Annotated in this window: 22 protein-coding genes; 13 read left to right on the plus strand and 9 right to left on the minus strand. The window is 68.5% G+C overall.

Annotated features, from left to right (window positions below; all coding sequences use genetic code 11):
• Positions 1-12 precede the first annotated feature (12 nt).
• Complete coding sequence (locus tag FHW78_RS10700; RefSeq protein ID WP_183640008.1) at positions 13-753, minus strand: SDR family oxidoreductase; 741 nt, start codon at positions 751-753, stop codon at positions 13-15.
• A gap of 218 nt (positions 754-971) precedes the next feature.
• On the opposite strand from FHW78_RS10700, the gene FHW78_RS10705 reads away from it, so the two are divergent.
• From FHW78_RS10705 to FHW78_RS10760, 12 genes are all read left to right on the plus strand, one after another.
• Positions 972-1,763 carry an alpha/beta hydrolase gene (locus tag FHW78_RS10705; protein ID WP_183640010.1) on the plus strand — a complete coding sequence of 264 codons (792 nt, stop codon included), beginning with the start codon at positions 972-974 and terminating at the stop codon, positions 1,761-1,763.
• Between the two features lie 122 nt (positions 1,764-1,885).
• Positions 1,886-2,629, plus strand: coding sequence for a response regulator (locus tag FHW78_RS10710; RefSeq protein WP_141454854.1), 744 nt, complete (start codon positions 1,886-1,888; stop codon positions 2,627-2,629).
• Positions 2,626-3,966, plus strand: coding sequence for a HAMP domain-containing sensor histidine kinase (locus FHW78_RS10715; protein ID WP_183640013.1), 1,341 nt, complete (start codon positions 2,626-2,628; stop codon positions 3,964-3,966). Before FHW78_RS10710 ends, FHW78_RS10715 begins: the two co-directional genes overlap by 4 nt.
• Before the next feature lie 124 nt (positions 3,967-4,090).
• Complete coding sequence (locus FHW78_RS10720; protein WP_183640015.1) at positions 4,091-4,402, plus strand: DUF5076 domain-containing protein; 312 nt, start codon at positions 4,091-4,093, stop codon at positions 4,400-4,402.
• A gap of 94 nt (positions 4,403-4,496) precedes the next feature.
• Entirely contained in the window at positions 4,497-5,099 is a 603-nt protein-coding gene (gene folE, locus FHW78_RS10725) for a GTP cyclohydrolase I FolE (RefSeq protein WP_141454851.1), read from the plus strand.
• Positions 5,100-5,218: 119 nt separating this feature from the next.
• The gene (locus FHW78_RS10730) at positions 5,219-5,785 is read left to right on the plus strand and encodes a hypothetical protein (RefSeq protein WP_183640017.1); all 567 of its coding nucleotides are present in this window, start codon (positions 5,219-5,221) and stop codon (positions 5,783-5,785) included.
• Between the two features lie 115 nt (positions 5,786-5,900).
• Entirely contained in the window at positions 5,901-6,893 is a 993-nt protein-coding gene (locus FHW78_RS10735) for a hypothetical protein (protein ID WP_183640019.1), read from the plus strand.
• 48 nt (positions 6,894-6,941) lie between these two features.
• On the plus strand, positions 6,942-7,361 hold the full coding sequence (locus FHW78_RS10740) for a YchJ family metal-binding protein (RefSeq protein WP_183640021.1): 420 nt from the start codon (positions 6,942-6,944) through the stop codon (positions 7,359-7,361).
• Between the two features lie 104 nt (positions 7,362-7,465).
• The gene (locus FHW78_RS10745; protein WP_183640024.1) at positions 7,466-8,767 is read left to right on the plus strand and encodes a lytic murein transglycosylase; all 1,302 of its coding nucleotides are present in this window, start codon (positions 7,466-7,468) and stop codon (positions 8,765-8,767) included.
• Positions 8,764-9,627, plus strand: coding sequence for a D-hexose-6-phosphate mutarotase (locus tag FHW78_RS10750; protein WP_183640026.1), 864 nt, complete (start codon positions 8,764-8,766; stop codon positions 9,625-9,627). The genes FHW78_RS10745 and FHW78_RS10750 overlap by 4 nt, the downstream gene beginning before the upstream one ends.
• Before the next feature lie 49 nt (positions 9,628-9,676).
• Positions 9,677-10,918: a TCR/Tet family MFS transporter gene (locus FHW78_RS10755; RefSeq protein WP_343205554.1), complete on the plus strand. Its 1,242-nt coding sequence runs from the start codon at positions 9,677-9,679 to the stop codon at positions 10,916-10,918.
• 94 nt (positions 10,919-11,012) lie between these two features.
• Positions 11,013-11,249, plus strand: a complete 237-nt coding sequence (locus tag FHW78_RS10760; RefSeq protein WP_183640030.1) for a hypothetical protein — start codon at positions 11,013-11,015, stop codon at positions 11,247-11,249.
• 138 nt (positions 11,250-11,387) lie between these two features.
• Here FHW78_RS10760 and FHW78_RS10765 read toward each other — a convergent pair whose 3' ends face one another.
• From FHW78_RS10765 to FHW78_RS10795, 7 genes are all read right to left on the minus strand, one after another.
• Complete coding sequence (locus FHW78_RS10765; RefSeq protein ID WP_183640032.1) at positions 11,388-11,861, minus strand: PepSY domain-containing protein; 474 nt, start codon at positions 11,859-11,861, stop codon at positions 11,388-11,390.
• Between the two features lie 119 nt (positions 11,862-11,980).
• A complete protein-coding gene (locus FHW78_RS10770; protein ID WP_183640034.1) occupies positions 11,981-13,162 on the minus strand; it encodes a benzoate/H(+) symporter BenE family transporter in 1,182 nt (393 codons plus the stop codon).
• A gap of 369 nt (positions 13,163-13,531) precedes the next feature.
• Entirely contained in the window at positions 13,532-14,407 is an 876-nt protein-coding gene (locus FHW78_RS10775; protein ID WP_183640036.1) for a methylglyoxal synthase, read from the minus strand.
• Positions 14,408-14,536: 129 nt separating this feature from the next.
• Positions 14,537-15,982 carry an FAD-dependent oxidoreductase gene (locus FHW78_RS10780; RefSeq protein WP_183640038.1) on the minus strand — a complete coding sequence of 482 codons (1,446 nt, stop codon included), beginning with the start codon at positions 15,980-15,982 and terminating at the stop codon, positions 14,537-14,539.
• Between the two features lie 124 nt (positions 15,983-16,106).
• The gene (gene gltB, locus FHW78_RS10785; protein ID WP_183640040.1) at positions 16,107-20,564 is read right to left on the minus strand and encodes a glutamate synthase large subunit; all 4,458 of its coding nucleotides are present in this window, start codon (positions 20,562-20,564) and stop codon (positions 16,107-16,109) included.
• A 194-nt stretch (positions 20,565-20,758) separates the two neighbouring features.
• Positions 20,759-21,079: an I78 family peptidase inhibitor gene (locus FHW78_RS10790; protein WP_183640042.1), complete on the minus strand. Its 321-nt coding sequence runs from the start codon at positions 21,077-21,079 to the stop codon at positions 20,759-20,761.
• 341 nt (positions 21,080-21,420) lie between these two features.
• Positions 21,421-21,798, minus strand: a complete 378-nt coding sequence (locus tag FHW78_RS10795; RefSeq protein WP_183640044.1) for an I78 family peptidase inhibitor — start codon at positions 21,796-21,798, stop codon at positions 21,421-21,423.
• Positions 21,799-21,887: 89 nt separating this feature from the next.
• Here FHW78_RS10795 and FHW78_RS10800 point away from each other — a divergent pair, with 89 nt between their 5' ends.
• Positions 21,888-22,994: a DNA topoisomerase IB gene (locus FHW78_RS10800; RefSeq protein WP_183640046.1), complete on the plus strand. Its 1,107-nt coding sequence runs from the start codon at positions 21,888-21,890 to the stop codon at positions 22,992-22,994.
• On the opposite strand, the gene FHW78_RS10805 is transcribed toward FHW78_RS10800, so the two are convergent.
• The gene (locus tag FHW78_RS10805; RefSeq protein WP_183640048.1) at positions 22,995-23,315 is read right to left on the minus strand and encodes an I78 family peptidase inhibitor; all 321 of its coding nucleotides are present in this window, start codon (positions 23,313-23,315) and stop codon (positions 22,995-22,997) included.
• Between the last annotated feature and the right edge of the window lie 129 nt (positions 23,316-23,444).

Raw genomic sequence — 23,444 nt, forward strand, 5'->3', positions numbered from 1 at the left:
AAATCGGCGGGACTAGATCGAGAAGCCGCCGTCGAGGGTCAGGCTGGCGCCGGTCATGTAGCCGGCCTCGTCGCCGGCCAGATAGGCGGCGAGCGCGGCGACTTCGTCGGGGTGGCCGATCCGCTTGAGCGGATTGCGATCGGCCAGCATGTCGACGGTCCCGGTGGTGATGTCGGTGTCGATCGGACCGGGCTGGATGTTGTTGATGGTGATCCGGCGCGGTGCCAGATCCAGCGCCAGTTCGCGCACCAATGTGGCCACCGCGGCCTTGCTCATCGCGTACACGCTGCTGCCGACCACACCGCCGCGCACGGCGGTGTTGCTGCCGATGGTGATGACGCGACCGCCGTCCACCATTTGTGCCGCAGCGGCCTGGATGGCCAGGAACACGCCACGGATGTTGATCGCCAGCATCTGGTCCAGCATCTCCAGCGGAAACCGATCCAGCGGACTGCCGCGGTAGACGCCGGCATTGATCACCGCGACCTGCAGCGGGCCGAGGCGTGCGGTGGCATCGGCCACCGCCGCGGTGACCGCATGCGGGTCGGCGCTGTCGGCCTGTATCGCGATGGCCTGGCCACCGGCGGCCCGGATGTCGGCGACCACCTCGGCCGCCTTGTCGGCGCGCGAGGCATAGGTCAGCGCCACCGCATGGCCCTCGCGTGCCAGCCGGCGGGCGATCGCGGCGCCGATGCCGCGGGATCCGCCGAATACCAGCGCGGTCCTGTTCGAAGTCGAAAGGTCTTGGCTCATGTGCGTGTCCTCGTGGGGAGCCGGCGGAGGCCCCGTCGGCGATGGGGCCATTGCACGCCCCGGGCGTATCGGCGACGTGTCCCCGCAAGCCCGCATTTGTCAGCCAAGCCGGGGAAAACCGGCGGTCGATACATTCGGATACAAAGCGGCCGGCGGCCGACACCCGGCGGATACAGCGCGGCGGTGCAATGGCGCACCCCAACCCGAGGAGTGTTCCCATGCTGCGTTCGCTATCGCTTTCCCTGAGCCTGTCGCTGGCGGCCCTGTCCGCCGCCCTGCCCGCCACCGCCGCGCCGCGCGCGGATGCGCAGGCGCCCACCGTCATCCTCGTCCACGGCGCCTTCGCCGACGCCTCCAGCTGGGACAAGGTGGCCGAACGCCTGCGCCAGCGCGGCGTGCCGGTGGTGGCGGTGGACAATCCATTGAGTTCGCTGGGCGACGACGTGGCCGCCACCCGCAAGGCGATCGCCGCCGCGCCGGGCAAGGTGGTGCTGGTCGGCCATTCCTGGGGCGGCACGGTGATCACCGAAGCCGGCGACGATCCCAAGGTCTCCGGCCTGGTCTACGTGGCGGCGTTCGCACCGGATGCGGGCCAGACTTCCGCCCAGCAGGGCGAAGGTTTCCCGGTCGCTCCGGGCCTGCAACAGTTGCAGGAGCGCGACGGCTGGCTGTCACTCTCGCCGGCCACGCTGGCCAGCGATTTCGCCCAGGACGTGGCGCCGGAAGAATTGCGCCAGGTCGAAGCGCACCAGTTGCCGCTCAAGGCCAGCGCACTGGGCGAGGCGGTGACGACCGCCGCGTGGAAATCGCACCCGAGCTGGTACGTGCTCTCGCGCAACGACCGCATGCTGTCGCCGGAGTTGCAGGCCGCCACCGCGCAGCGCATCGGCGCCCATCTGCGTGCGACCGATGCCGGCCACGTGTCGCCGTTGTCGGCGCCGGACGCGGTGAGCGAGGCCATCCTCGAAGCCAGCGGCCTGCCGTCCGCGCAAGCCACCGGCGGCCACTGAACCGCATCGCATTGCCCGCCGTGTGCCCGCTTTGAAGGAACCGGCACACGGTCAGGCGCTAACATTCGACATCCACATAGAACCACCGGCCCCCGTAGCCGGATTTCCGGAGCAGAAGACGCATGTCATCCCACACCGATCATGTCCTGGTGGTCGACGACGACCGCGAGATCCGCCAGATGGTGGGGGACTACCTGCGCCGCAACGGCCTGCGGGTCAGCCTGGCCGCCGACGGGCGCGAGATGCGCGCCACCCTGGACACCAGCGACATCGACCTGATCGTGCTGGACGTGATGATGCCCGGCGAGGACGGCCTGTCGCTGTGCCGCAACCTGCGCGCCGGCAAGCACCGCACGGTGCCGGTGGTGCTGCTGACCGCGCGCGACGACGAGACCGACCGCATCATCGGGCTGGAGATGGGTGCTGACGACTACGTCACCAAGCCGTTCTCCTCGCGCGAGCTGCTGGCGCGCATCAACGCGGTGATCCGCCGCGCGCGGATGCTGCCGCCCAATCTTCAGGTCAGCGAGGCCAGCCGCCTGATCGGTTTCGGCCAGTGGCGACTGGATACCACCGCGCGCCACCTGCTCGACGCCGACGACACCGCCTACCCGCTCAGCGGTGCCGAGTTCCGGCTGCTGCGGGTCTTCATCGATCATCCGCAGCGCGTGCTCAGCCGCGACCAGCTGCTCAACCTCACCCAGGGCCGCGATGCGGAACTGTTCGATCGCTCCATCGATCTGCTGGTCAGTCGCCTGCGCCAACGCCTGGGCGACGGCGCGCGCGAGCAGACCTACATCAAGACCGTGCGCAACGAAGGCTACGTCTTCAGCCAGCCGGTCGTGCTGGTTGGCGAGGAATCATGAATACGCCCTCGCCATCACCCTTGCCATCGCGCGCCGGGCGCTGGCTGCCGCGCACGCTGGGCGCGCGGGTGCTGCTGATACTCGCCACCGGCCTGCTGCTGGCGCATGCGCTGTCCTTCGCCCTGCTGTTCTACGAGCGCGCCGCCGCGACGCGCTCGATGATGCTGACCAGCCTGGAGCAGGACATTCCGTTGAGCGTGGCGCTGCTGGAACGCCTGTCGCCGGCCGAACGCGCGCGCTGGGTGCCCCGGCTGGAGCGTCGCACCTATCGCTACCTGCTGCGCCCGGCGCAGCCCGGCACGCCGCTGGCCAACGATCGCGCGCGGCAGGTCACCGCCGCCATCGACGATGTGCTGATGCACCGCTATGCCCTGCGCCCGCGCGCGGTGTCGAGTTCACCCGAGCGCTACGAGGTGGAACTGACCCTGGCGGACGGGCAGCCGCTGACCATCGAAGTCACCCCGTCGCTGATGCCGATCGCACGCTGGTTGCCGTGGGTGCTAGCGGCGCAGGTGTTTCTGCTGCTGGGCTGCGCCTGGATCGCGGTGCGCCTGGCGACGCGTCCGCTGGCCCGCCTGGCCGCCGCCGCCGAGGGCATGGATCCCGCCGGACCGCCCGAACCGGTATCGCAGGAAGGTCCGGCGGAAGTGGCCAAGGCGGCTCGCGCGCTCAACGTCCTGCAATCGAGGGTGGCCGCGCACGTGTCCGAGCGCACCCAGATCCTGGCCGCCATCTCCCATGATCTGCAGACCCCGATCACGCGCATGCGGCTGCGCCTGGAAGCGATGGACGAAAGTCCGTCGCAGATCCGCCTGCTCGAGGACGTGGATCAGATCAGTCAGCTGGTGCGCGAAGGCGTCAACTACGCGCGCGGCGCCAATGTCGCCACCGGGCCCGCGGTGCGGCTGGACGTGGGCGCGTTCCTGGACAGCCTGGTGGGCGACTACCAGGACATGGGCAAGCCCGTGCAACGCCTGGAAGGCGACAGCGCGTCGTTGAAAACCCATCCGCAGGTGCTGCGCCGCGTGGTGCAGAACCTGATCGACAACGCGCTGGCGTATGCCGGCGGCGCGGAAACGCGACTGCGGTTGGATGACGCGGGGCGCGTATGCATCGACGTGCTCGATCGCGGCCCCGGCATTCCGGAGGACAAGCTCGACCTCGTGCTGGAACCCTTCCAGCGACTCGAACCCTCGCGCGGCCGCGCCACCGGCGGCACCGGCCTGGGCCTGGCCATCGCCCAGCAACTCGCGCGCGCGCTGGGCGGCCAGGTGCAACTCGGAAACCGGGAAGGGGGTGGTTTGCGGGCGACGGTGGTGTTGGGTGTGCCTTCGTGAGAAACACAGGCCAGCCGATGAATCAAGCCGCGACTCATCGACGGTCGAATGAACTGACTCCCTGACAACATGTTCATCCCGATTGGCATCACGCCATGACGAAAATCCATCAAGAGGAAAGACGATGAAGGCACTGGTCATCCCACCCGCGGCCCAGCGTGACGAGAACTCCATACAGATGCTGAGCGCATGGATCGCGGAGAAAGGCCAGCACTGCACGATCAAGATCGGCATGTGGCAGGACAATGGCCGCGACGAAGCCTCTGCCTGGGGTGTCTTCCTTGCGGACACCATCCGGCATATCGCCAATGCCCTTCAGGAGCGGTATGGCCATGCGGCCCCGGACACCATTGCGGCGATTCTCGAATCACTGCATGACGAACTTTCGGAACCCACTTCCCCAGCGACGGGTGCCTTCAGTCCAGGCCATGGCTGAGGACATCTGTTCATAGCGTTTGGTCAGGCTGCGAGAAACGGAATCCGCCCCAATGCGGTAGGATCTCCACCCCCGCAAGCAGGTTTTCGATGCCATGAGCCATTCCGACGACAAGCCCGGCAAGGTCAGCCAGGAGCAGGCCGAGGACGCGGTCCGCGTGCTGCTGGAGTGGGCCGGCGAGGATCCGGCGCGCGAGGGCCTGCTGGACACGCCCAAGCGGGTGGCCAAGGCGTATCGCGACTGGTTCAGCGGCTACCGGATGGATCCGCGCGAGTATCTGGCGCGCACCTTCGAGGAAGTGGCCGGTTACGACGAGATGATCGTGCTGCGCGACATCGAGTTCGAGAGCCATTGCGAACACCACATGGCGCCGATCATCGGCAAGGCGCACGTGGGTTACCTGCCCAACGGCAAGGTGGTCGGCATCAGCAAGCTGGCGCGGGTGGTGGACGTGTACGCGCGCCGCTTCCAGGTGCAGGAGAAGCTGACCGCGCAGATCGCGCAGTGCATCCAGGACGTGCTGCAACCGCGCGGCGTCGGCGTGGTGATCGACGGCGCGCACGAGTGCATGACCACACGCGGCGTGCACAAACGTGGCGTCAGCATGGTCACCTCCAAGATGCTGGGCGAGTTCCGCGAGGACGCGCGCACCCGCGCCGAATTCCTGCGTTTCATCGAGACCGGCGGCCGCCGCTGAGTGCCGCCGGCCAGTTGCGCGCGGCTGTGTCGCGGGCTGGCCCGGACAGGTTCGCGAGGCCGGCCTGCCGCGAGGCGCGCGGACATGATCCCCACGCAGTGCCATCGGAGGGCTGTCGCATGATCCACCCCGTATCCATTCGTTTTCGCCTGCTGGCATGCCTGCTGCCGGTGTTGCTGGCGGCCTGCGCTTCTCCCACGTCATCCGGACCGGTGACTCCGGCGGGACCGCTGGACGTGACGGCGCTGTTCGCCGACGCGCTGCATTGCCGCACCGATTTCCCGGATGGGCGTGATCCGGCATTGGCCGAACGCTTGCGCGCGTCCGGCGTCGAAATCACCGACCGCGCGCCTGGCGAGATCATCGACCTGCTGTACCGGTTCCGCGAACCGTTGAAGATCGACGGCACCGAGATTCCCGCCATCGTCGTGCGCGGCGACAGCGGTGTGGCGGTGATCGCGCAGGCGCGCGGCGACATGGAGGATTTCGTCCGTCGTGTGCAAGCCACGCCGCACGCACCAGAGCGGGCGGCGATTGACGGTTTCGGCGAACTGGACGTGCAATACAGCCGTGTCAAGCCGCTGCGTTCCGGCGTGGATGCGACCGCACCGCGTCTGGTGATCGGGCGCGGCATCGAAGCTGCCGCCTACGCGTTCCGCTGGGGTTGCCGTTCCTACGACGGTTGAGCGGATTCGGCCCTGCGGGCGTGATTTTCAGATGCGGCGCGTGACATTGAAGAGTCCATCGACTCGAACCGGGCGTGGCGCCCGCACAATGGCGCTTTGTTTTCAGGAAATGCCGATGCCATGGCGTCATGCCAAGCCGGCTCGCATCTTGCGCCTTCTGGCCTGCGGACTGGGTCTGCTGGGAGGGACAGGGGCCGCGATGGCCGCCGATGAGCCCTACCTGCAACTGGAAGCGCGGCTGGCCGATGAGCCCTACCAGTGGCAACTGCCCGATGGCACGGTGATCCGCAAGGGCCTCAGCGACACGGCCGCGCGGGTCACGGTGGCGCCGCGCGAGGGTCACGAGGACTACGTGCTGGAGATGATCTGGGGCCGCTTTCCGGTGAAGGTGCCGGCGCACTGCTGGCCGTTGCCGGCGGCCCGGTTCGAAGGTTGCGTGACCATCCGCCCGCGCGAGGATTCGGCGTGGCAGCGCGAACAGGCCGAGACCTTCGAACGACAGGACGCGGTGCGCCAGCAGAACCGCGAGACACGCGTCGCCTGGGCGAGCGAGCGTGTCGGCCTCAAGCAGGTGCCGCGCATCCTGGAAAACTCGCTGGCCGCGCATCGGCGCTGGCTGGCGACGGACGCGGGGCGCGCCGGTCCGGATGCGTTTTCCTGTGGCCGGCTCAAGCTCGCCGTGGCCACCGCGCCCTCGCAGGACGCGTTGCCGCGCCAGGCGATGCTGGATGATGAGCCCGGCGCGGTCGCCGCATACGCGCAGGCCGCACGCGGCGGCAACTGGCGCGCCGCCGCGGGCCTGTTCGACGCGATGCTGGCGGACGAGGATTTCGAATCGGCCCAGGTGGTCGTGGCCTGGCTGCTGAAACAGGAGGTTCCCGCCGGCTACAACAAGCTCGCCACGCTGCTGGCGGCGACGTCCGGGTATGACGGCGGCTCCGGTGGCGCTAGTGCATTGGTCGAGGGCCTGCGCCGGCATGCGGCGTGGCTGGGGGATCCGGCCGCGCAGATGGATCTGGCGAATCTTCTCGACGACGCGGGCGACGAAGCCAATGCCGCCCGTCTGCGTGACTGCGCGGTTGCGCAGAACCCGACGCTGGCAAGGTAGGGCGCGCGACACCGGTGGCGCGTGCATGGATGCCGCGCCGCTGCGATGATGGCGCGGATGAAACCCGTTCCCGATGCCTGTCCCTGCGGCTCCGGCACCGCCCATGCCGCCTGCTGCGGCCGATACCATGCTGGTGAAGCCGCGCCTGACGCCGAAGCGTTGATGCGTTCGCGTTACAGCGCGTTCGTGCGCGGCGATGAAGCCTACCTGCGCGCGAGCTGGGATCCGGCGACGTGCCCGCCGGACCTCGGACTGGACGCGCCCGGCGGCGTGCGCACCCAATGGCTGGGCCTGACGGTGAAACAGCATCGCCTGACCGGCGAGAACGCCGCCGGGGAACGCACCGCCGAAGTCGAATTCGTCGCGCGCTATCGCGTGGGTGGCGGCGCGGCGGTGCGTCTGCATGAGCTCAGTCGTTTCGTGCAAAGGGATGGCCGCTGGTTCTACGTGGACGGCGATCACCGCTGAGCCGGGGCGTCGGGTGCGGCACAGCGCGCCGTTCAGGCATGTGGTCGCCAATCGACAACGGGCAGGGCAGAGTAGGGTTCCCCACTGGCCAGGGAGGCCCGCCGATGAAACCGCTGCTGCTGTGGGCGCTGCTGGCGCCGCAGGATCCGCCGCCGCTTCCACCCCCCGCGCCACCGGTGGGTCCGCCGGCGCAATCGACGTCCGCGCCTTCACCGCCCGCCGCGCCTCCCGTGCCGGTGCGGCGGGACCCGGTATTCGACGCTTGCCTGGCGAAGATCCGGCCGTTGGCCGCGGCACGCGGAATCACGGCGGACAGCTTTGATCGGCTGACCGCCGATCTGGCGCCGGATCTGTCCGTGCTGGATCTGCTGGATGCGCAGCCGGAGTTCACCACGCCGCTATGGGACTATCTCGCCGGGCTGGTCGACGACCAGCGCGTGGCCGATGGCCGGGCCCAGCTCGATCTGCATCGCGATCTGCTCGCCACGGTGGGCACGCAGTCGGGCGTGGATCCGGCGACGGTGGTGGCGGTATGGGGCGTTGAGAGCGACTACGGCCGGGTGTCGGGCAAGCGACCGCTGCTCGTTTCGCTGTCCACCCTGTCCTGCTTCGGCCGCCGGCAGTCGTTCTTCCGCGGCGAGTTGCTGTCGCTGCTCGGCCTGCTGGAATCCGGCGATCTGCGGGATCCGAACCTGACCGGTTCCTGGGCGGGGGCGTTCGGGCATACCCAGTTCATGCCCTCGACCTATGCGCGCATCGCGGTGGATCAGGATGGCGATGGCCGGCGCGATCTGGTCGACAGCATTCCCGACGCGCTGGGTTCCACCGCGGCCTATCTGCAACGCGCGGGCTGGCGCAGCGGCGAGCCGTGGGGCTACGAGGTGAAGCTGCCGCCGGGTTTCGATGTCTCGCTGGCGGGCCGCACGAAGCGGCGGCCACTGTCGGACTGGCTGGCGCGAGGCGTCGCCCGCGCCGATGGCGGAGCGTTGATCACGGCGGATACGCCTGCGGCATTGCTGTTGCCGACCGGTGCGCAGGGTCCGGCCTTCCTGGTGTTCCGCAACTACGATGCGATCTACGCCTACAACGCCGCCGAAAGCTATGCGTTGGCGATTGCGCTGCTGTCCGATCGCTTGCGCGGTGGCACCGGCCTGCTGACCCCGTGGCCCACCGACGATCCCGGCCTGTCGCGCGTGCAGCGCAAGCAGTTGCAGATGTTGCTGCTGGCACGCGGCCACGCGATCGGCGCGGCCGATGGCATGATCGGCACCAATACCCGCCGCGCCATCCAGGCCGAACAGCAGGCCCTCGGTCTGCTGCCCGCCGATGGCCGCGCCGGGCAGAAAATCCTGACCGCCCTCGAACGCGCCGGCCCGCCGGTCGCACCGCCCAAGAGTCCACCATGACCTCGACGCCCGCTTCCATCCACCTCGGCGACTTCAACGGCATTCCCGCCTGGCGGATCGACACGTCCGCCGTGCGCGCGGCGGTCAGCGTCCATGGTGGACAGTTGCTGGCCTGGCAGCCGGCGGGCTTCGACGAGGTGCTGTGGTGCTCGCCGACCACGCGCCGGCCACCGCAGGCGATCCGCGGCGGCGTGCCGGTGTGCTGGCCTTACTTCGGTCGCGACGGGCAACCCGCCGACGCGCCGCAGCATGGCCATGCGCGCATCTCGGCCTGGCAGTTCGTCGACGCGGTGGAAGAGGACGACGCGGTGGTGCTGGATCTGGCGTTGCCGCCGGATCCGCGCACGCCCTTGCGCCTGCGCCAGCGGCTGCGCATCGGCGCCGTGCTGGAGCAGACGCTCATCACCACCCATGACGGTGACGCGAATATCGCCTTCACCCAGGCGCTGCACAGCTACTTCGCGGTGGGCGATGTGCGGCAGGTGTCCGTTTCCGGCGTGGATGGCCTGCGGTACGCCGACAAGTTCGATGGCAACGAGCACGCTCAGGCCGGCGACTGGCGGCTGGACGAACCGCGTGATCCCGGGCGCAGCGACCGCATCTACGCCGATGCCAGCGCGCGCTTCACCCTGACCGATCCGGTTGGCCGGCGCCGCATCGCGCTGGAAACCCGGGGCAGCCGGTCGCTGGTGATCTGGAATCCCGGCGAGGCCGGGACCGCCGCCATCGCCGACCTGCCGGCGCAGGGCTGGCGGGAATTCCTGTGCGTGGAAACCGCCAACGCCGGCGCCGATGTCGTCCGTCTGGCGCCGGGTGCGGAACATCGACTGGGGCAGCGCCTGTCCGTCTCACCTTTGTAGACGAGAGATCCACTACACTGCGGCACCTTTTTTCCGCCGTGCGTATCCCGTGACCGATGCCCCGCCTGTCAGCGGCCGCCGCGCCGCGCTGATCTTCATTTTCGTCACCGTCCTGATCGACATCCTGTCGTTCGGCGTGATCATTCCCGTGCTGCCCGGCCTGGTGCGCGAGTTCGTCGGTGGCGACTTCGCCAAGGCGGCCTGGTGGGTCGGCATCTTCGGCACCCTGTTCGCGATCATCCAGTTCGTGTCCTCGCCGATCCAGGGCGCGCTGTCGGATCGTTTCGGCCGCCGCCCGGTGATCCTGCTGTCCTGCCTCGGGCTGGGCGCGGACTTCCTGCTGATGGCGCTGGCGCAGTCGCTGCCGTGGCTGCTGATCGCGCGCATTTTCTCGGGCGTGTTCTCGGCCAGCTTCACCACCGCCAACGCCTACATCGCCGACATCACTCCGCCGGAGAAGCGCGCGCAGGCGTTCGGCATGATCGGTGCGGCGTTCGGCGTGGGCTTCATCATTGGTCCAATCATCGGTGGCCAGCTGGGGGCGATCGATCTGCGCCTGCCGTTCTGGTTCTCGGCCGGGCTGGCGCTGCTGAATTTCCTGTACGGCTGGTTCGTGCTGCCGGAGTCGTTGCCGAAGGAAAGACGCACGCCCCGGTTCGACTGGTCGCATGCCAATCCGATCGGTTCGCTGGTGCTGCTGAAGCGCTACCCGCAGGTGTTTGGCCTGGCAGCGGTGGTGCTGATCGCCAACCTCGCCCACTACGTGTACCCGAGCATCTTCGTGCTGTTCGCCGAGTACCAGTACAAGTGGAATGAAAGGCAGGTGGCCTGGGTGCTGGCGATCGTCGGCGTGTTCAGCGTGATCGTGCAGGCGGGGCTGGTCGGACGGATCGTGCCGAAGTTGGGCGAGCGCCGCACGCTATTGTTCGGCCTGGCCTGCGGCGTGGCCGGTTTCTTCATCTATGGGCTGGCCGAAGCGGGTTGGATGTTCCTGGTCGGCCTGCCGATCAGCGCACTGTGGGGACTGGCCGGGCCGGCCACCCAGGCGTTGATCACGCGCCAGGTCGGTCCGGAAGTGCAGGGCCGCATCCAGGGCGCGCTGATGAGCCTGGTCAGCCTGGCCGGCATCGCGGGCCCGATGATGTACGCCAGCACCTTCGCCCTGTTCATCGGCAAGAACGCGCCGGCGCACCTGCCGGGCGCACCGTGGATGCTGGCGTCGCTGCTGCTTTTCATCGGCCTGCTGGTGGGGTGGCGTTTCGCCCGGCCGGCGCCGGTATCGCACGCCTGATCATCCGGACCCGCCGAGGGACTCAACCTCCGGCACTGTTCGCCGTGCCCGTGATGGGAGATGCTCGCGCCGGAGACATACGGTGAGGTGACCCATGCGTGGAACGATATTGCTTGTCTTTGCAGTGGTACTGGCCGGTTGCGCAAGCCAGCCCGAGTACTACGACACCAACGCGGCGGTGGACATGAATCCGTTGTGCGCCGGCCGCCCGGACAATCCGAATGATCCGGTGTCGAAGGACTGCGAACGCACCAGTGGCGTGCGCTGGTCGCAGGATGAGAAGAGCAGCCAGCCGCTGGATCTGAGCGGGGCGAAGAAAAAGGACGACTGAGGCGCGTCGTCCGGCGAGCACATTCCGCGCCGGGAGGCGGCCTGCCGGCGCGCAGGCCGGAGGCCACCTCCCTCCACCGCCGACCACGCCCCGGACGGGAGAGAGACTTCATTCGGGGCGTAGGCCGGCGATGCCGCGTCAGTCGTTTTCGACGTGGACGATCGCGCCGCTGGTGGCGTCCAGATGGATCTCAACGTCATTGCCGTCGGCGCGCTCGGCCTCGGCCTTCCACATGCCGTCGTCGAAATCGACGTCATGCACCTTGGAGTAGCCGGCGGCGGCCAGTTTCGCCTTGATGTCGTTCTCGCTGAAGTTGGACACCAGCGCCTCGGCCTTGATGTCGCCGTTGGCCGGATTCACGCGCACGTCGACGCGATTGCCGTCCGCACTGGTGGCGTCGGTCTCCCACATGCCGTCCTCGAAATCGAGATCGTCCATGCGGGTATAGCCTTTCTCGGTCAGCAGCGCCCGTACCTGCGGTTCGGTCATCGCGGCCTTGGCGGGATCCTGCGCCTGCTGGGTTTGCGCCTGCGCCAGCAGCGGCGTGGCGGCCAATGCCAGCGACAACAACCAGAGCTTGCGGGAAGGGCGGATGAAGGAAAGCGTCTGCATGGTTCGCTCCTGTCGGGAGGGAACCCAATCCTGCCGCCGTCGACTTCACCGGCGGATGAACCCGCTGGAAAGACGGCGTGAACCGTTCGGCGAAATGAAAACCGCGTGAGCGCGGCGTTCTATCCGCGTCGCCAGATCAACAGCGTCACGACGCCGGCGATCAAACCCCAGAACGCCGATCCGATGCCCGCGATGGTCAGGCCCGAAGCCGTCACCAGGAAGGTGATCAACGCGGGTTCACGATGCGATTCCTCGCGCAGTGCCGCCGACAGGCTGTTGCCGATCGTGCCCAGCAGGGCGATGCCGGCGATTGCCATGATCAGTTCCTTCGGGAACGCGGCGAACAGCGCGGCCACGGTGGCGCCGAAGATGCCGACCAGCACGTAGAACACGCCCGCCGCGATTGCCGCGACGTAGCGCCGATCCGGATCCTCGTGGGCTTCGCGGCCCATGCAGATCGCGGCGGTGATCGCGGCCAGGTTCAGCGCGAACGCGCCGAACGGTGCCAGCAGCAGGTTCGCCACGCCGGTCCAACCCACTGCCGGCGAGATCGGAATCGCATAGCCGGAGGCGCGGATCACCGCCACGCCCGGCACGTTCTGAGACGCCATCGTCACCACGAACAGCGGCAGCGCGATACCGAACAGCGCGGGCAGCGAGAAGCTCGGGAAGATGAAGATCGGCTTCGCCAGTTCCCAACTCAGCCCGTCGGTCTTCAGCTGGCCGAGCCCGGCGGCGAAGGCGATGCCGACCAGCAGGGTGAGGATCACCGCGTAGCGCGGCAGCAGCCGGCGCGCGAGCAGGTAGACCACGAACATGGTCAGCGCCATGCCCAGCTGGGTCTTCATGGCGACGAAGGCGTCCAGGCCGAAACGCAGCAGCACGCCGGCCAGCATGCCCGAGGCCAGCGGCACCGGGATGCGGCTGATGGTCTTCTCGAACAGGCCGGAGAAACCGGCGACGGTGATCAGCCCCGCCGAGATCAGGAACGCGCCGATGGCATCGGACAGCGGCAATCCCGCCGCGCTGCTGATCAACATCGCCGCGCCGGGCGTGGACCACGCGGTCACCACCGGCATGCGGTAGCGCAGCGACAGGCCGATGCAGGTCAGGCCCATGCCCAGGCCGAGGGCCCACATCCACGAACTGATTTCCTCCGGCGACGCGCCCAGCGACTGCGCGGCCTGGAAGACGATAACGGCCGAACTGGCGAAGCCCACCAGCACGGTGACGAAACCGGCGGCGATGGCGGACAGGGAAAGATCGCGCAACAGGTGGCGCGGCGGGGAAGCGTTGGACATGGAGATGCCGCTCAACGGAACCGGGGCATTGTCGCCCAGGGATGCGGGGGGAAGAAGGTGTGGAGTGGTTGGGCAGGTGGAAATGGGTGCCGGGTTCCTGGTTCGTTTCACTTTGCGGGTGGGGAAGGTGGTAGTGCGGTTGTGTTGGGTTGCTGAGGGGTGGAATTTGTACGGCTGGCCCCCACCCCAGCCCTCCCCCGCGAGCGGGGGAGGGGGTTGTGTCCGGGTGGTGATATGGAGATGGAGCGCAGCCGCTTTGGCTCCTTCCCCCGCTTGCGGGGGAAGGCTGGGATGGGGGCGCTCGCAGGAAGCGTGATCCCGCAACAGCGGAGCAAGCTCCGCTCTGCGCGATCGAACCGGGATGCGCGATCAGCGTTTCGTCGCGCGCAGCGCCACCGCCGCCAGCCAGCGCCTGGCCACCACCGGCGAAGTCATGCACACCGCTTCGTCGGTGACGGTGGTGACCGCGCGCTCCAGCAACTGGATGTCGGCTTCGTGCTGGCGCGCCACGTGCGGATCCTCGAAGAAAATCACCCGCTGGCAGCGATGCTCCAGCACGCGATCGGCAATTTGCGCGTCGCCGCCCATCGGGCCGCTCTGGTAGCGCTCGGCCCAGGGTTTGTCCTGCGGCCAGCCGCGGCTCCACGCCAGTTCGTTGAGGCGTTGGCCGGTGGTGCCGGTGGCGACGCGGTGGGCGAAGCGCGAGAGCTGATCGAAATGCTCGGCGGCGAAGGCCAGCATCTGCGGCTTCATCGCGTCGTGTGCGATCAGCGCCAGGGTCTGGTCCTCCAGTGCGTGGAAACGATCGGCACCGGGATCCGGCACGAAGCCGGCATGGATGCGTTCCATCTCCACCCAGTCGCGCGCCGAGGCGACGGTCGACAGGAACGGCTTGCCGTGGATCACGCATTGCCGCTTGAGCGCGATCGCTTCGGGAAAGATGGAAGAAGGATCCACCGGATCGATCAGGTAGATCGCGCCATCCAGATTGCGCTCGGCGCCTTCCAGCCCGACCACTTCCGCGACCAGCTTCATCAGCCCGCCTTCGCGGCCATAGGGATAGCGGCGCAGCTGCGGATAGTTCGCCAGCATGCCGGCGGCGGCGATCGCGTCGTAGGTGCGCCCGACCGCGTGCAGGCCCAGCTTCAGTTCGCGGATGCCGGACTCGCTGGCGCGCAGCCAGCGGAACAATGCGGCGTCTTCGTTGTGGTGGTGCAGGCGGTTGGCGGCAAGACCCAGGCGCATGGACGGGGCGTCGAAGGGAAAGCGCTAGTCTAGCGATCCCGCGTGCGCGGCACAGGTGGGCTCCGGCCCACCATTGCCATACCAATTCAACAACGCCCGCGAGTGAACGTGGTGGGTCGGTGTGAAGACCTATTCCGCCAGCATCTCCGCGATGCTTGCCGCCGCGTCGCGCCCTTCGGCGACCGCGGTCACCACCAGATCCGCGCCGCGCACCGCGTCGCCACCGGCGAACAGCTTCGGGTTCGTGGTCTGGAACGGCAGGCGATCGCCGCCACCGGCGACGATGCGCCCGTTCGGCGTGCCTTCCACGCCCTGCGTGGCCAGCCATTCGGGCACGCTGGGCGAGAAACCGAACGCGATGATCACCACGTCGGCCTCCAGCAGCGATTCGCTGCCCTCGATCGGCACCGCGCCCTGGCGGCCGCGCGCGTCCGGCTCGCCCAGGCGCGTTTCGACGACCTCCACGCCGACGACCTTGCCGTCGGCGTCGCCGCGGATCGCCAGCGGCTGGCGGTTGAACAGGAAGCGCACGCCTTCCTCGCGCGCGTTGGCGACTTCGCGCGCCGAGCCGGGCATGTTGGCCTCGTCGCGGCGGTAGGCGCAGGTGACCTTGGCCGCGCCCAGCCGGATCGCGCTGCGCACGCAGTCCATGCCGGTGTCGCCGCCGCCCAGCACCACCACGCGCTTGCCGGCCAGATCCGGCAGCGCCAGCTTGTCTTCCCAGCCGGCGATCGGTCGACCCCAGGGATCATTGCCGCCGACAATGCGGCCGTTCTGCACCAGGAACGGCAGTGCTGGCAGCACGCCGTCCAGATCCTGCCCTTCCAGCCCGCCATCGGTGTAGCGATAGGCGCCGGTGCCGAGGAACACTGCGTCGTAATCGGCCAGCAGTTCCTCCAGGCTCACGTCGCGGCCCACTTCCATGCCCAGGCGGAACTCCACGCCCATCCCTTCCAGCACCTCGCGGCGGCGGGCGATGACGCTCTTCTCCAGCTTGAAGGTGGGAATGCCGAACTGCAGCAGGCCGCCGATCTGTTCATAGCGGTCGTATACCACCGCGTGGATGCCGGCGCGCGCCAGCCGATCCGCGCAGCCGATGCCCGCCGGACCGGCGCCGATCACCGCCACCCGCTTGCCGGTCGGCTTGACGTCGCTCAGGTCCGGACGCCAGCCGTTGGCCAGCGCGGTGTCGGTGATGAACTTCTCGACCGCGCCGATGGTGACCGCGCCGAATTCCTCCAGCGTGCAGGCGCCTTCGCACAGGCGATCCTGCGGGCACACGCGGCCGCAGACTTCCGGCAGCGGGTTGGTTGAATGGCAGAGCGCGGCGGCTTCCTCGATGCGGTTTTCCTGCACCAGTTGCAGCCACTGCGGAATCGCGTTGTGCACCGGGCATTTCCAACTGCAATACGGATTGCCGCAATCCAGGCAGCGCCCCGCCTGGTACTGCGCCTCGGGCTTGTCGAATTTCCCGTACAGTTCGCCCCAGTCGCCGGACGTGCGCAGTTCCAGTGGAATGCGCTGCGGCATGGTGCGGGGCAGTTCGAGGAACTGGAAGACGCTTTTCTTGCTCATGGTGGGGATTCGGGAATGGGGATTCGGGATTCGCGAAATCAAAAGCCAGGTGAACCGGGACCCGGAAAGTGGATGGGGATCGCGCTCCTGCAAATCCCGAATCCCGATTCCCGAATCCCGTCGCTCAGGCGGCCCGCCTGAGCGAATCCGTCAACGACTCCAGGCTGGCCGCTTTCGGCTTCACCAACCAGAACTTGCCGACGTAGTCGCGGAACTCGTCCAGGATCTGCTGCGCCCAGATGCTGCCGGTGAGTTCGCGATGGCGCTGGATCAGCTTGTGCAGGTGCTGGCGGTGGCTCTCGAAGCCTTCCGGCGAGATCCGGTGGATGTCGATCAGCTCGTGGTTGTAGCGATCGACGAAATCGCGATCCAGATCCAGCACGTAGGCCAGGCCGCCGGTGAAGCCGGCGCCGAAGTTCAGGCCCACCCGGCCCAGCACCATCACGATGCCGTCGGTCATGTATTCGCAGCAGTGATCGCCTGCGCCCTCGATGACCGCCAGCGCGCCGGAGTTGCGCACCGCGAAGCGCTCGCCGGCTCGGCCCGCGGCGAACAGTTCGCCGCCGGTGGCACCGTACAGGCAGGTGTTGCCGATGATCGGCGTATTGCGGGCTTCGAAGCGCGCGCCGCGCGGCGGACGCACCACCAGCCGGCCGCCGGCCATGCCCTTGCCGACGTAGTCGTTGGCTTCGCCTTCCAGTTCCATCTGCAAGCCACCGGCGTTGAAAGCGCCGAAGCTCTGCCCGGCGGTGCCGCGGAAGCGCAGGTTGAGCGGCGCGTCGGCCATGCCCTGGTTGCCGTGCATGCGGGCGATCGCGCCGGACAGGCGGGTGCCGATCGAACGGTCGGTGTTGTGGATCAGGAACCGGTGCTCGCCGCCGGCCTTGCGCCGGATCGGTTCGGCCAGCAGGCCGTCGAGCTGGGTGGCCAGGCTGTCGGGCGACTCGTACAGGCGCTGGGCCGCGCAGCTTTCGCTGCCGGTCTGCGCGCCCTGCAGCAGGCGGGCCAGATCGATGCGCACGCCGGCGCGCGGCGAGGCGTCGATCTGCTCCAGCAGATCGGTGCGGCCGACGATCTCGTCCAGCGAACGCGCGCCCAGGTAGGACAGCCACTCGCGCACTTCCTCGCTGAGCAGGCGGAAGAAGTTCTCCACGCGCTCAGGCAAGCCGGTGAAGTACTGCGAGCGCAGGCGTTCGTCCTGCGTGGCCACGCCGGTGGCGCAGTTGTTGAGGTGGCAGATGCGCAGGTACTTGCAGCCCAGCACGATCATCGGGCCGGTGCCGAAACCGAAGCTGTCCGCGCCCAGCAGCGCCGCCTTGACCACGTCCAGGCCGGTCTTCAGGCCGCCGTCGGTCTGCAGCACGGTACGCTCGCGCAGCTGGTTGGTGACCAGCGCCTGGTGCGCCTCCGCGACGCCGAGTTCCCACGGCACGCCGGCGTAGCGGATCGAACTGATCGGGCTGGCACCGGTGCCACCGTCGTGGCCGGAGATGGTGATCAGATCCGCGCCGGCCTTGACCACGCCGGCGGCAATCGTGCCCACGCCCGCGTGCGAGACCAGCTTCACCGAGACCAGCGCCTGCGGATTGACCTGCTTGAGGTCGTAGATCAGCTGGGCCAGATCCTCGATGGAGTAGATGTCGTGGTGCGGCGGCGGCGAGATCAGGCCGATGCCCGGGCGCGCGTAGCGCAGGCGGGCGATCAGTTCGTTGACCTTGTGGCCGGGCAACTGGCCGCCTTCGCCGGGCTTGGCGCCCTGGGCGACCTTGATCTGCAGCACCTCGGCATTGACCAGGTACTCGGGGGTGACGCCGAAACGGCCGGAGGCGACCTGCTTGATCTTGCTGCGCTTCTCGGTCCCGTAGCGCGCCGGGTCCTCGCCGCCCTCGCCGGAGTTGCTGCGTCCGCCCAGGCGGTTCATCGCGATCGCCAGCGCTTCGTGCGCTTCCGGCGACAGCGCGCCCAGGCTGATCGCGGCGGTGTCGAAACGGCGCAGCAGATCGCCGGCTTCGGCCACTTCCGACAGCGGCGTCGGGGTGGCGGCGGGCTTGAGACGCAGCAGGTCGCGCAGCGCCGAGGGCGGACGCGAGTTCACCGCGTCGGCGTACTGCTGCCAGTCGGCGGCCTCGCCGGTGCGGGTGGCGCGTTGCAGCGTCGTCACCACGTCCGGGTTGTACATGTGGTATTCGCCACCGTGGACGTACTTGAGCAGGCCGCCGATTTCCGGTTGCGCGCGATCGTTCCAGCCGCGCGCTTCCAGTTCGCGCGCCTCGGTGTCCAGGCGTTCGAAACCGACGCCGCCGATGCGCGCGGGGGTGTCGGCGAAGCACAGCTCGACCACGTCCGGATCCAGGCCGACGATCTCGAACAGCTGCGCGCCGCGGTAGCTGCTGATGGTGCAGATGCCCATCTTGGAGATGATCTTGGACAGGCCCTTGTAGATGCCCTTGCGGTAGCTGCGGCCGATCTGGGCCTGTTCGCCGCCCTTCTTCAGTTGCAGGATGCCGCGCCGGCCCAGGTCGAACAGGGTCTGGTAGGCCAGGTACGGATACACCGCGGTGGCGCCGTAACCGATCAGGCAGGCGATGTGGTGGGCGTCGCGCGCGGTGCCGGTCTCGATGATCAGGTTGACGTCGCAGCGCAGGCCTTCGCGGCACAGGTGGTGATGGACCGCACCGGTCGCCATCAGCGCATGCACCATCGGCCGGCCCTGCTGCGGGCGGCGATCGCTCAGCACCACCATGACCATGCCTTCGCGCGCGGCCTGCTCGACCTCGGCGCAGATGCGCTCGATCGCCGCCTTCAGGCCTTCCTCGACGCTGTAGGACAGGTCGATGTAGCGGTGCTTCTGATCGTACGGATCCATCTTCAGCAGCTGGCGCAGCTTGCGCTGGCTGAGCACCGGCGAATTGAGGATGACGTGGCTGACCGTCTCCGGGCCGGCGTGGAAGATGTTGGTCTCCTTGCCGAGCTGGGTCGCCAGCGACATCACGCAGTCTTCGCGCAAGGGATCGATGGGCGGGTTGGTGACCTGGGCGAAGCCCTGGCGGAAGTAGTCGTACAGCGGCCGGGTCTGCCGGCTCAGCACCGCCATCGGGGTGTCGTCGCCCATCGAGCCGGTGGCTTCCTGCTCGGTCTCGGCGAGCGGGCGCAGTACCTGCTCCACTTCCTCGCTGGTCAGCTGGAACAGCTTGTGGAAGCCGCGCAGGGTCTTCTCGTCGAACGGCGCGTCGGTGAGCGACGGATCGATCAGTTCGGTCTGCAGGTAGGTGACGCCATGGTGCAGCCATTGCTTGTATGGCGCGCGACCGCGGTTGATGCGATCCACCGCCTCGCTGTCGAGCAGGTCGCCGCGCTTCAGGTCGATGGCCATCATCTCGCCGGGGCCGAGCTTGCCCTTGCGGGTGACGCGTTCGGCGGGCACTTCCCACACGCCGGCTTCGGAGGCGACCAGGAAATGGCGATCGCTGGTCAGCATCCAGCGCGCCGGGCGCAGACCGTTGCGATCCAGCATGCAGGCGGCGTAGCGGCCGTCGCAGGCGACGATGCCGGCGGGACCGTCCCACGGCTCGGTGTTGAGGCCGTAGAACTCGTAGAACGCGGCCAGATCGGCGTCCTTGAATTCCAGCGACTGGGTCGCCGGCGGCACCAGGATGCGCAGCGCCTGCAGCAGATCCATGCCACCGGCGATCAGCAGCTCCAGCATGTTGTCCAGGCTCTGCGAATCGGAGCCGTGCATGGAAATGACCGGATCGAATTCGGCGATGTCGAAGCGCGGGGTCTTCCACACCTTGCTGCGCGCCTGCGCCCAGCGGCGGTTGCCTTCGATGGTGTTGATTTCGCCGTTGTGCGCCAGCAGCCGGAACGGATGCGCCAGCGGCCAGCGCGGCAGGGTGTTGGTGGAGAAGCGCTGGTGGAACACCACCGCGCTGCTGCCCAGGTCGCTGCGTTGCAGGTCCGGATAGAAGACCGGCAGCTTGTCCGGCAGCACCATGCCCTTGTAGCCGATGGCGTGCGGGGACAGGGTGACCACGTAGAAGTCGGAGACGTCCTTGCGCAGCTGCTGTTCGCCGCGACGGCGGGCGAGGAACAGGGCCAGGCCGAAGGCATCGTCATCCTGCTGGTCGCCGGCGTCGACGAAGATCTGTTCGATGCGCGGCAGGGTTTCCTTGGCCAGCACGCCGCAGACGCTGTCGTCGGTCGGCGGCACGCGCCAGCCGCGCGGCATCACGCCGACGCGGCGCAGTTCGGCTTCCAGGGTGGCGCGACATCGATCCGCCGGCGCGGCGTCGTGGGGCAGGAACACCAGCCCGGCGGCGAAGCGCGCGCCGATCGTGATGCCGGCTTCCTGGGCCAGCGCGCGCAGGAAGGCATCGGGTTTTCGGATCAGCAAGCCACAGCCATCGCCGGTAAGCCCGTCGGCGGCGACGCCGCCGCGATGGGTCATCCGCGAAAGCGCGGCAATGGCGGTGTCGACCAGCGCACGCGAAGGCTGGTCATCCAACTGCGCGATCATGCCGAAACCGCATGCGTCGCGTTCGTCGTTCGGGTCGTAGAGCCCGTGGCGACTGCGAGGGGCCATCTCTGCCTCAAACCTTGCTGACGGCGACACCGTGCCCTGCCCACGCAGCGGCACTTCGAAATGTCACCGGAGTCCCGACTAAAGCACAGATGTTGCGGTGCCGCAACAGCGTTCCGACGAGTACGACGATAGTTGCAGAAGCAACTTTTCCAGTGGATTTTCTTTGGTCTGCTGCGCGCGGCACGCGCGCCTGTTCACCCGCAGCCGACGCGCGCGACGCGTCGCTGCGTGTCGAGATACAGGTTGAGGCGGCCAGCGCGGAAATCCTGCACGCCGACCTGATCCACGCGCACGGCGCGCGCCATGTCGGCGCCAGCGGCCGCGCGCGCTTTCTCGATCACGCCGGCATCGATCGGCAGGCCGATGACGAGCTGCGCGGCGGAAGGATCACAGCGTGGCGGCAATGGGGCCCGGGCTGCGGCGGCGGGCGGCGCGGATTTCGGCGGAGGCGTGGAACCGCAGCCTGCGAGCGCGGCGGCGAACAGCCATGCGAGGGTGCGGAGCTTGCTGGCCATGCGGGATCCCTTCCCGGTGCGTGCCGACGCCGGTGGCGTCGATGCGAATGGCGAGGATCTTAAGTGTTTCCGGATGCGCGTGATCGCGCGGGAAGTCATGGGGGCACGTTTTGCCCCCACCCCAACCCTCCCCCGCAGGCGGGGGAGGGAGTCGTGTCCGTGTTCCGATTCTTTTCCCGCGAACCGCAGAATGCCCGAACGATGGGAGAGGAAGCCGCGTCCGGAGGCTGCCCCTTCCCGACACCGGAGGCTGTCGCTTCCCGACACCGGATACCGCCCCTTCCCCCGCTCGCGGGGGAAGGCCGGGATGGGGGCGCTTTTTTCCGGTTATCGAAGCCCGATCAGCCGCAACGAACCGCCGTCACCACACCCTTGTCATCCAGGTCGATGTTCAGGCGACTGGGATTGAAGTCCATGGTGGCGGCCTCGCCCGGCTTGAGCGTGCGCACGGCGTTGGCCTTCGCGTCCTTGCCGGCCTGCTCGGTGTCGGCGGGCGTGGCGGCCTTGCCGATGATCCACTGCGCCTGGGTGTCGTCGCAGCTGCCGCCGGGCGCGGGTGCGGTGCCAGTGGGATCGCTGCCGGGTTCGGGCGGTTGCGCGGCGGCGGCGGCGGCGGCCTGCGACTGTTCCGTGGCGGCCGTCTGTTCGTCGGGCGCCGGCGCCGAACAGGCGGCGAGCGTCAGGGAAAGCAACAGGGCGGGAATCGCGTAACGGGACATGCAGGCTCCAGTGGCAAACGGATGATGGGCCAAGCATCGCCCAGCTCACATTCGCATGTCGTTAACCGCACTCGTCGGCAGGATTGGGCATGCCCGGATCTCCCGAAGTCTTGAATGCTCTCGCCGACGCGGCCGCGCAGGCGCGCGAAGCCGGCCTGATTCATGTCAGCGATGCTGAACCGGGGATCCGCCGCCGGCGTGCCGGCAAAGGTTTCGTTTATCTGGACCCGGCGGGCGCGCGTGTCCGCGATGCGGCGACGCTGGAACGCATCCGCGCGCTGGCCGTCCCGCCGGCCTATACCGAGGTGTGGATCTGCCCGCATGCGCGCGGCCATCTGCAGGCCACCGGACGCGATGCGCGGCGGCGCAAGCAGTACCGCTACCACCCGCAATGGAGTGAAGTGCGCGGCAATGGCAAGTTCACCCGGATCGTTGCCTTCGGCCGTGCCTTGCCGCGCCTGCGTCGCCGGGTTCGTACCGATCTGGCGCGGCCAGGCCATCCGCGCGGGAAGGTGCTGGCGATCGTGGTGGCGCTGATGGGCGCGACGCTGGTGCGGATCGGCAACGCCGGCTACGTGCGTGACAACGGTTCCTTCGGCCTGACCACCCTGCGCAATCGCCATGTCGAGTTCGTGCGTGGGGGCCGGGTGCGGCTTCGCTTCGCCGGCAAGGGCGGACAGGTGCACGACATCGCGGTGGATGATCGACGGCTGGTCCGGCTGGTGCGTGGCTGCCGGCAACTGCCCGGGCAATTGCTGTTCCAGTACCGCGATGACGATGGCCAGCTGCATCCGGTGGATTCGGGTGCGGTCAACGACTACCTGCGCGAGGCGATGGGCGAAGCGTTCACCGCCAAGGATTTCCGCACCTGGGGCGGGACCCTGGCCGCGTTCCAGCAACTGGCGGCGATTCCGTTGCCGGCGCGCGGCGGTGAGCGCGCGCTGGCGCGGGTGCGGCAGACGGTCACCGAGGCGGTGGCCGGAATGCTGGGCAACACGGTGGCGGTTTGCCGCAAGGCGTATATCGACCCGTGCGTGTTCGAGGGCTGGCGCGACGGCCGGGTGGCGCGCTGCGCGGGAGACGCGCGCGGGCCCCGGCAATGGGAAAGCGCCGCGCTGCGTTTTCTCAGCCGGGCCCACCGCGACGCCGCGCGTGCGGCGTCGGGCGGGAAGCGGAAAGCGGCGAACCGGAAATGATCAGCCGCAGGCGACCTTGCTGATCTTGTTGTCCTTGTCCAGGTGCACGTTCACCCGGTCCTCGCGGTAGTCCATGGTCACCGCCTGGTTCGGACCGATGGGACGCATCAGGCCCGCACCGCTCTCGCGCCAGACGCGACCCATGTTGGCCTGGTTGCCTTCCTGGCCGACGGCCCACTGCACGGCGTCGGCGTTGCACTTGCCCGAGCCGGGTGCGGGCGTGGCGGCTCCGGTGTCGGCTGATGGCGGGGTCGAGCTGCAGCCAGCCAGGGCCAGCGCGGCGGTGATGGCGGCGGAACCCAGCAAGGGACGTAGGGACATGGCGGCTTCCTTATCGGCGGGTGGATGGCGCGCATGGTATGCCGAACGCGACCGGTATTTCCGGGTGGGCCGTCGCGGGTTGGGCGGGCCTTTAAAGCGAAGGGCAAATCCCCCTCGGTCCCCCTTCTT

Source organism: Pseudoxanthomonas sp. OG2 (assembly GCF_014192765.1).
GTDB classification, from domain to species: domain Bacteria; phylum Pseudomonadota; class Gammaproteobacteria; order Xanthomonadales; family Xanthomonadaceae; genus Pseudoxanthomonas_A; species Pseudoxanthomonas_A beigongshangi.

Coding starts and splice junctions, on each gene's coding strand:
- FHW78_RS10745 (WP_183640024.1), top strand. CDS start 7,466: ATGAAACCGCTGCTGCTGTGGGCGCTGCTGGCGCCGCAGGATCCGCCG.
- FHW78_RS10750 (WP_183640026.1), top strand. CDS start 8,764: ATGACCTCGACGCCCGCTTCCATCCACCTCGGCGACTTCAACGGCATT.
- FHW78_RS10795 (WP_183640044.1), bottom strand. CDS start 21,798: ATGTCCCGTTACGCGATTCCCGCCCTGTTGCTTTCCCTGACGCTCGCC.
- FHW78_RS10735 (WP_183640019.1), top strand. CDS start 5,901: ATGCCATGGCGTCATGCCAAGCCGGCTCGCATCTTGCGCCTTCTGGCC.
- FHW78_RS10770 (WP_183640034.1), bottom strand. CDS start 13,162: ATGTCCAACGCTTCCCCGCCGCGCCACCTGTTGCGCGATCTTTCCCTG.
- FHW78_RS10705 (WP_183640010.1), top strand. CDS start 972: ATGCTGCGTTCGCTATCGCTTTCCCTGAGCCTGTCGCTGGCGGCCCTG.
- FHW78_RS10780 (WP_183640038.1), bottom strand. CDS start 15,982: ATGAGCAAGAAAAGCGTCTTCCAGTTCCTCGAACTGCCCCGCACCATG.
- FHW78_RS10760 (WP_183640030.1), top strand. CDS start 11,013: ATGCGTGGAACGATATTGCTTGTCTTTGCAGTGGTACTGGCCGGTTGC.
- FHW78_RS10720 (WP_183640015.1), top strand. CDS start 4,091: ATGAAGGCACTGGTCATCCCACCCGCGGCCCAGCGTGACGAGAACTCC.
- FHW78_RS10775 (WP_183640036.1), bottom strand. CDS start 14,407: ATGCGCCTGGGTCTTGCCGCCAACCGCCTGCACCACCACAACGAAGAC.
- FHW78_RS10805 (WP_183640048.1), bottom strand. CDS start 23,315: ATGTCCCTACGTCCCTTGCTGGGTTCCGCCGCCATCACCGCCGCGCTG.
- FHW78_RS10730 (WP_183640017.1), top strand. CDS start 5,219: ATGATCCACCCCGTATCCATTCGTTTTCGCCTGCTGGCATGCCTGCTG.
- folE (WP_141454851.1), top strand. CDS start 4,497: ATGAGCCATTCCGACGACAAGCCCGGCAAGGTCAGCCAGGAGCAGGCC.
- gltB (WP_183640040.1), bottom strand. CDS start 20,564: ATGGCCCCTCGCAGTCGCCACGGGCTCTACGACCCGAACGACGAACGC.
- FHW78_RS10715 (WP_183640013.1), top strand. CDS start 2,626: ATGAATACGCCCTCGCCATCACCCTTGCCATCGCGCGCCGGGCGCTGG.
- FHW78_RS10765 (WP_183640032.1), bottom strand. CDS start 11,861: ATGCAGACGCTTTCCTTCATCCGCCCTTCCCGCAAGCTCTGGTTGTTG.
- FHW78_RS10800 (WP_183640046.1), top strand. CDS start 21,888: ATGCCCGGATCTCCCGAAGTCTTGAATGCTCTCGCCGACGCGGCCGCG.
- FHW78_RS10700 (WP_183640008.1), bottom strand. CDS start 753: ATGAGCCAAGACCTTTCGACTTCGAACAGGACCGCGCTGGTATTCGGC.
- FHW78_RS10740 (WP_183640021.1), top strand. CDS start 6,942: ATGGCGCGGATGAAACCCGTTCCCGATGCCTGTCCCTGCGGCTCCGGC.
- FHW78_RS10710 (WP_141454854.1), top strand. CDS start 1,886: ATGTCATCCCACACCGATCATGTCCTGGTGGTCGACGACGACCGCGAG.
- FHW78_RS10790 (WP_183640042.1), bottom strand. CDS start 21,079: ATGGCCAGCAAGCTCCGCACCCTCGCATGGCTGTTCGCCGCCGCGCTC.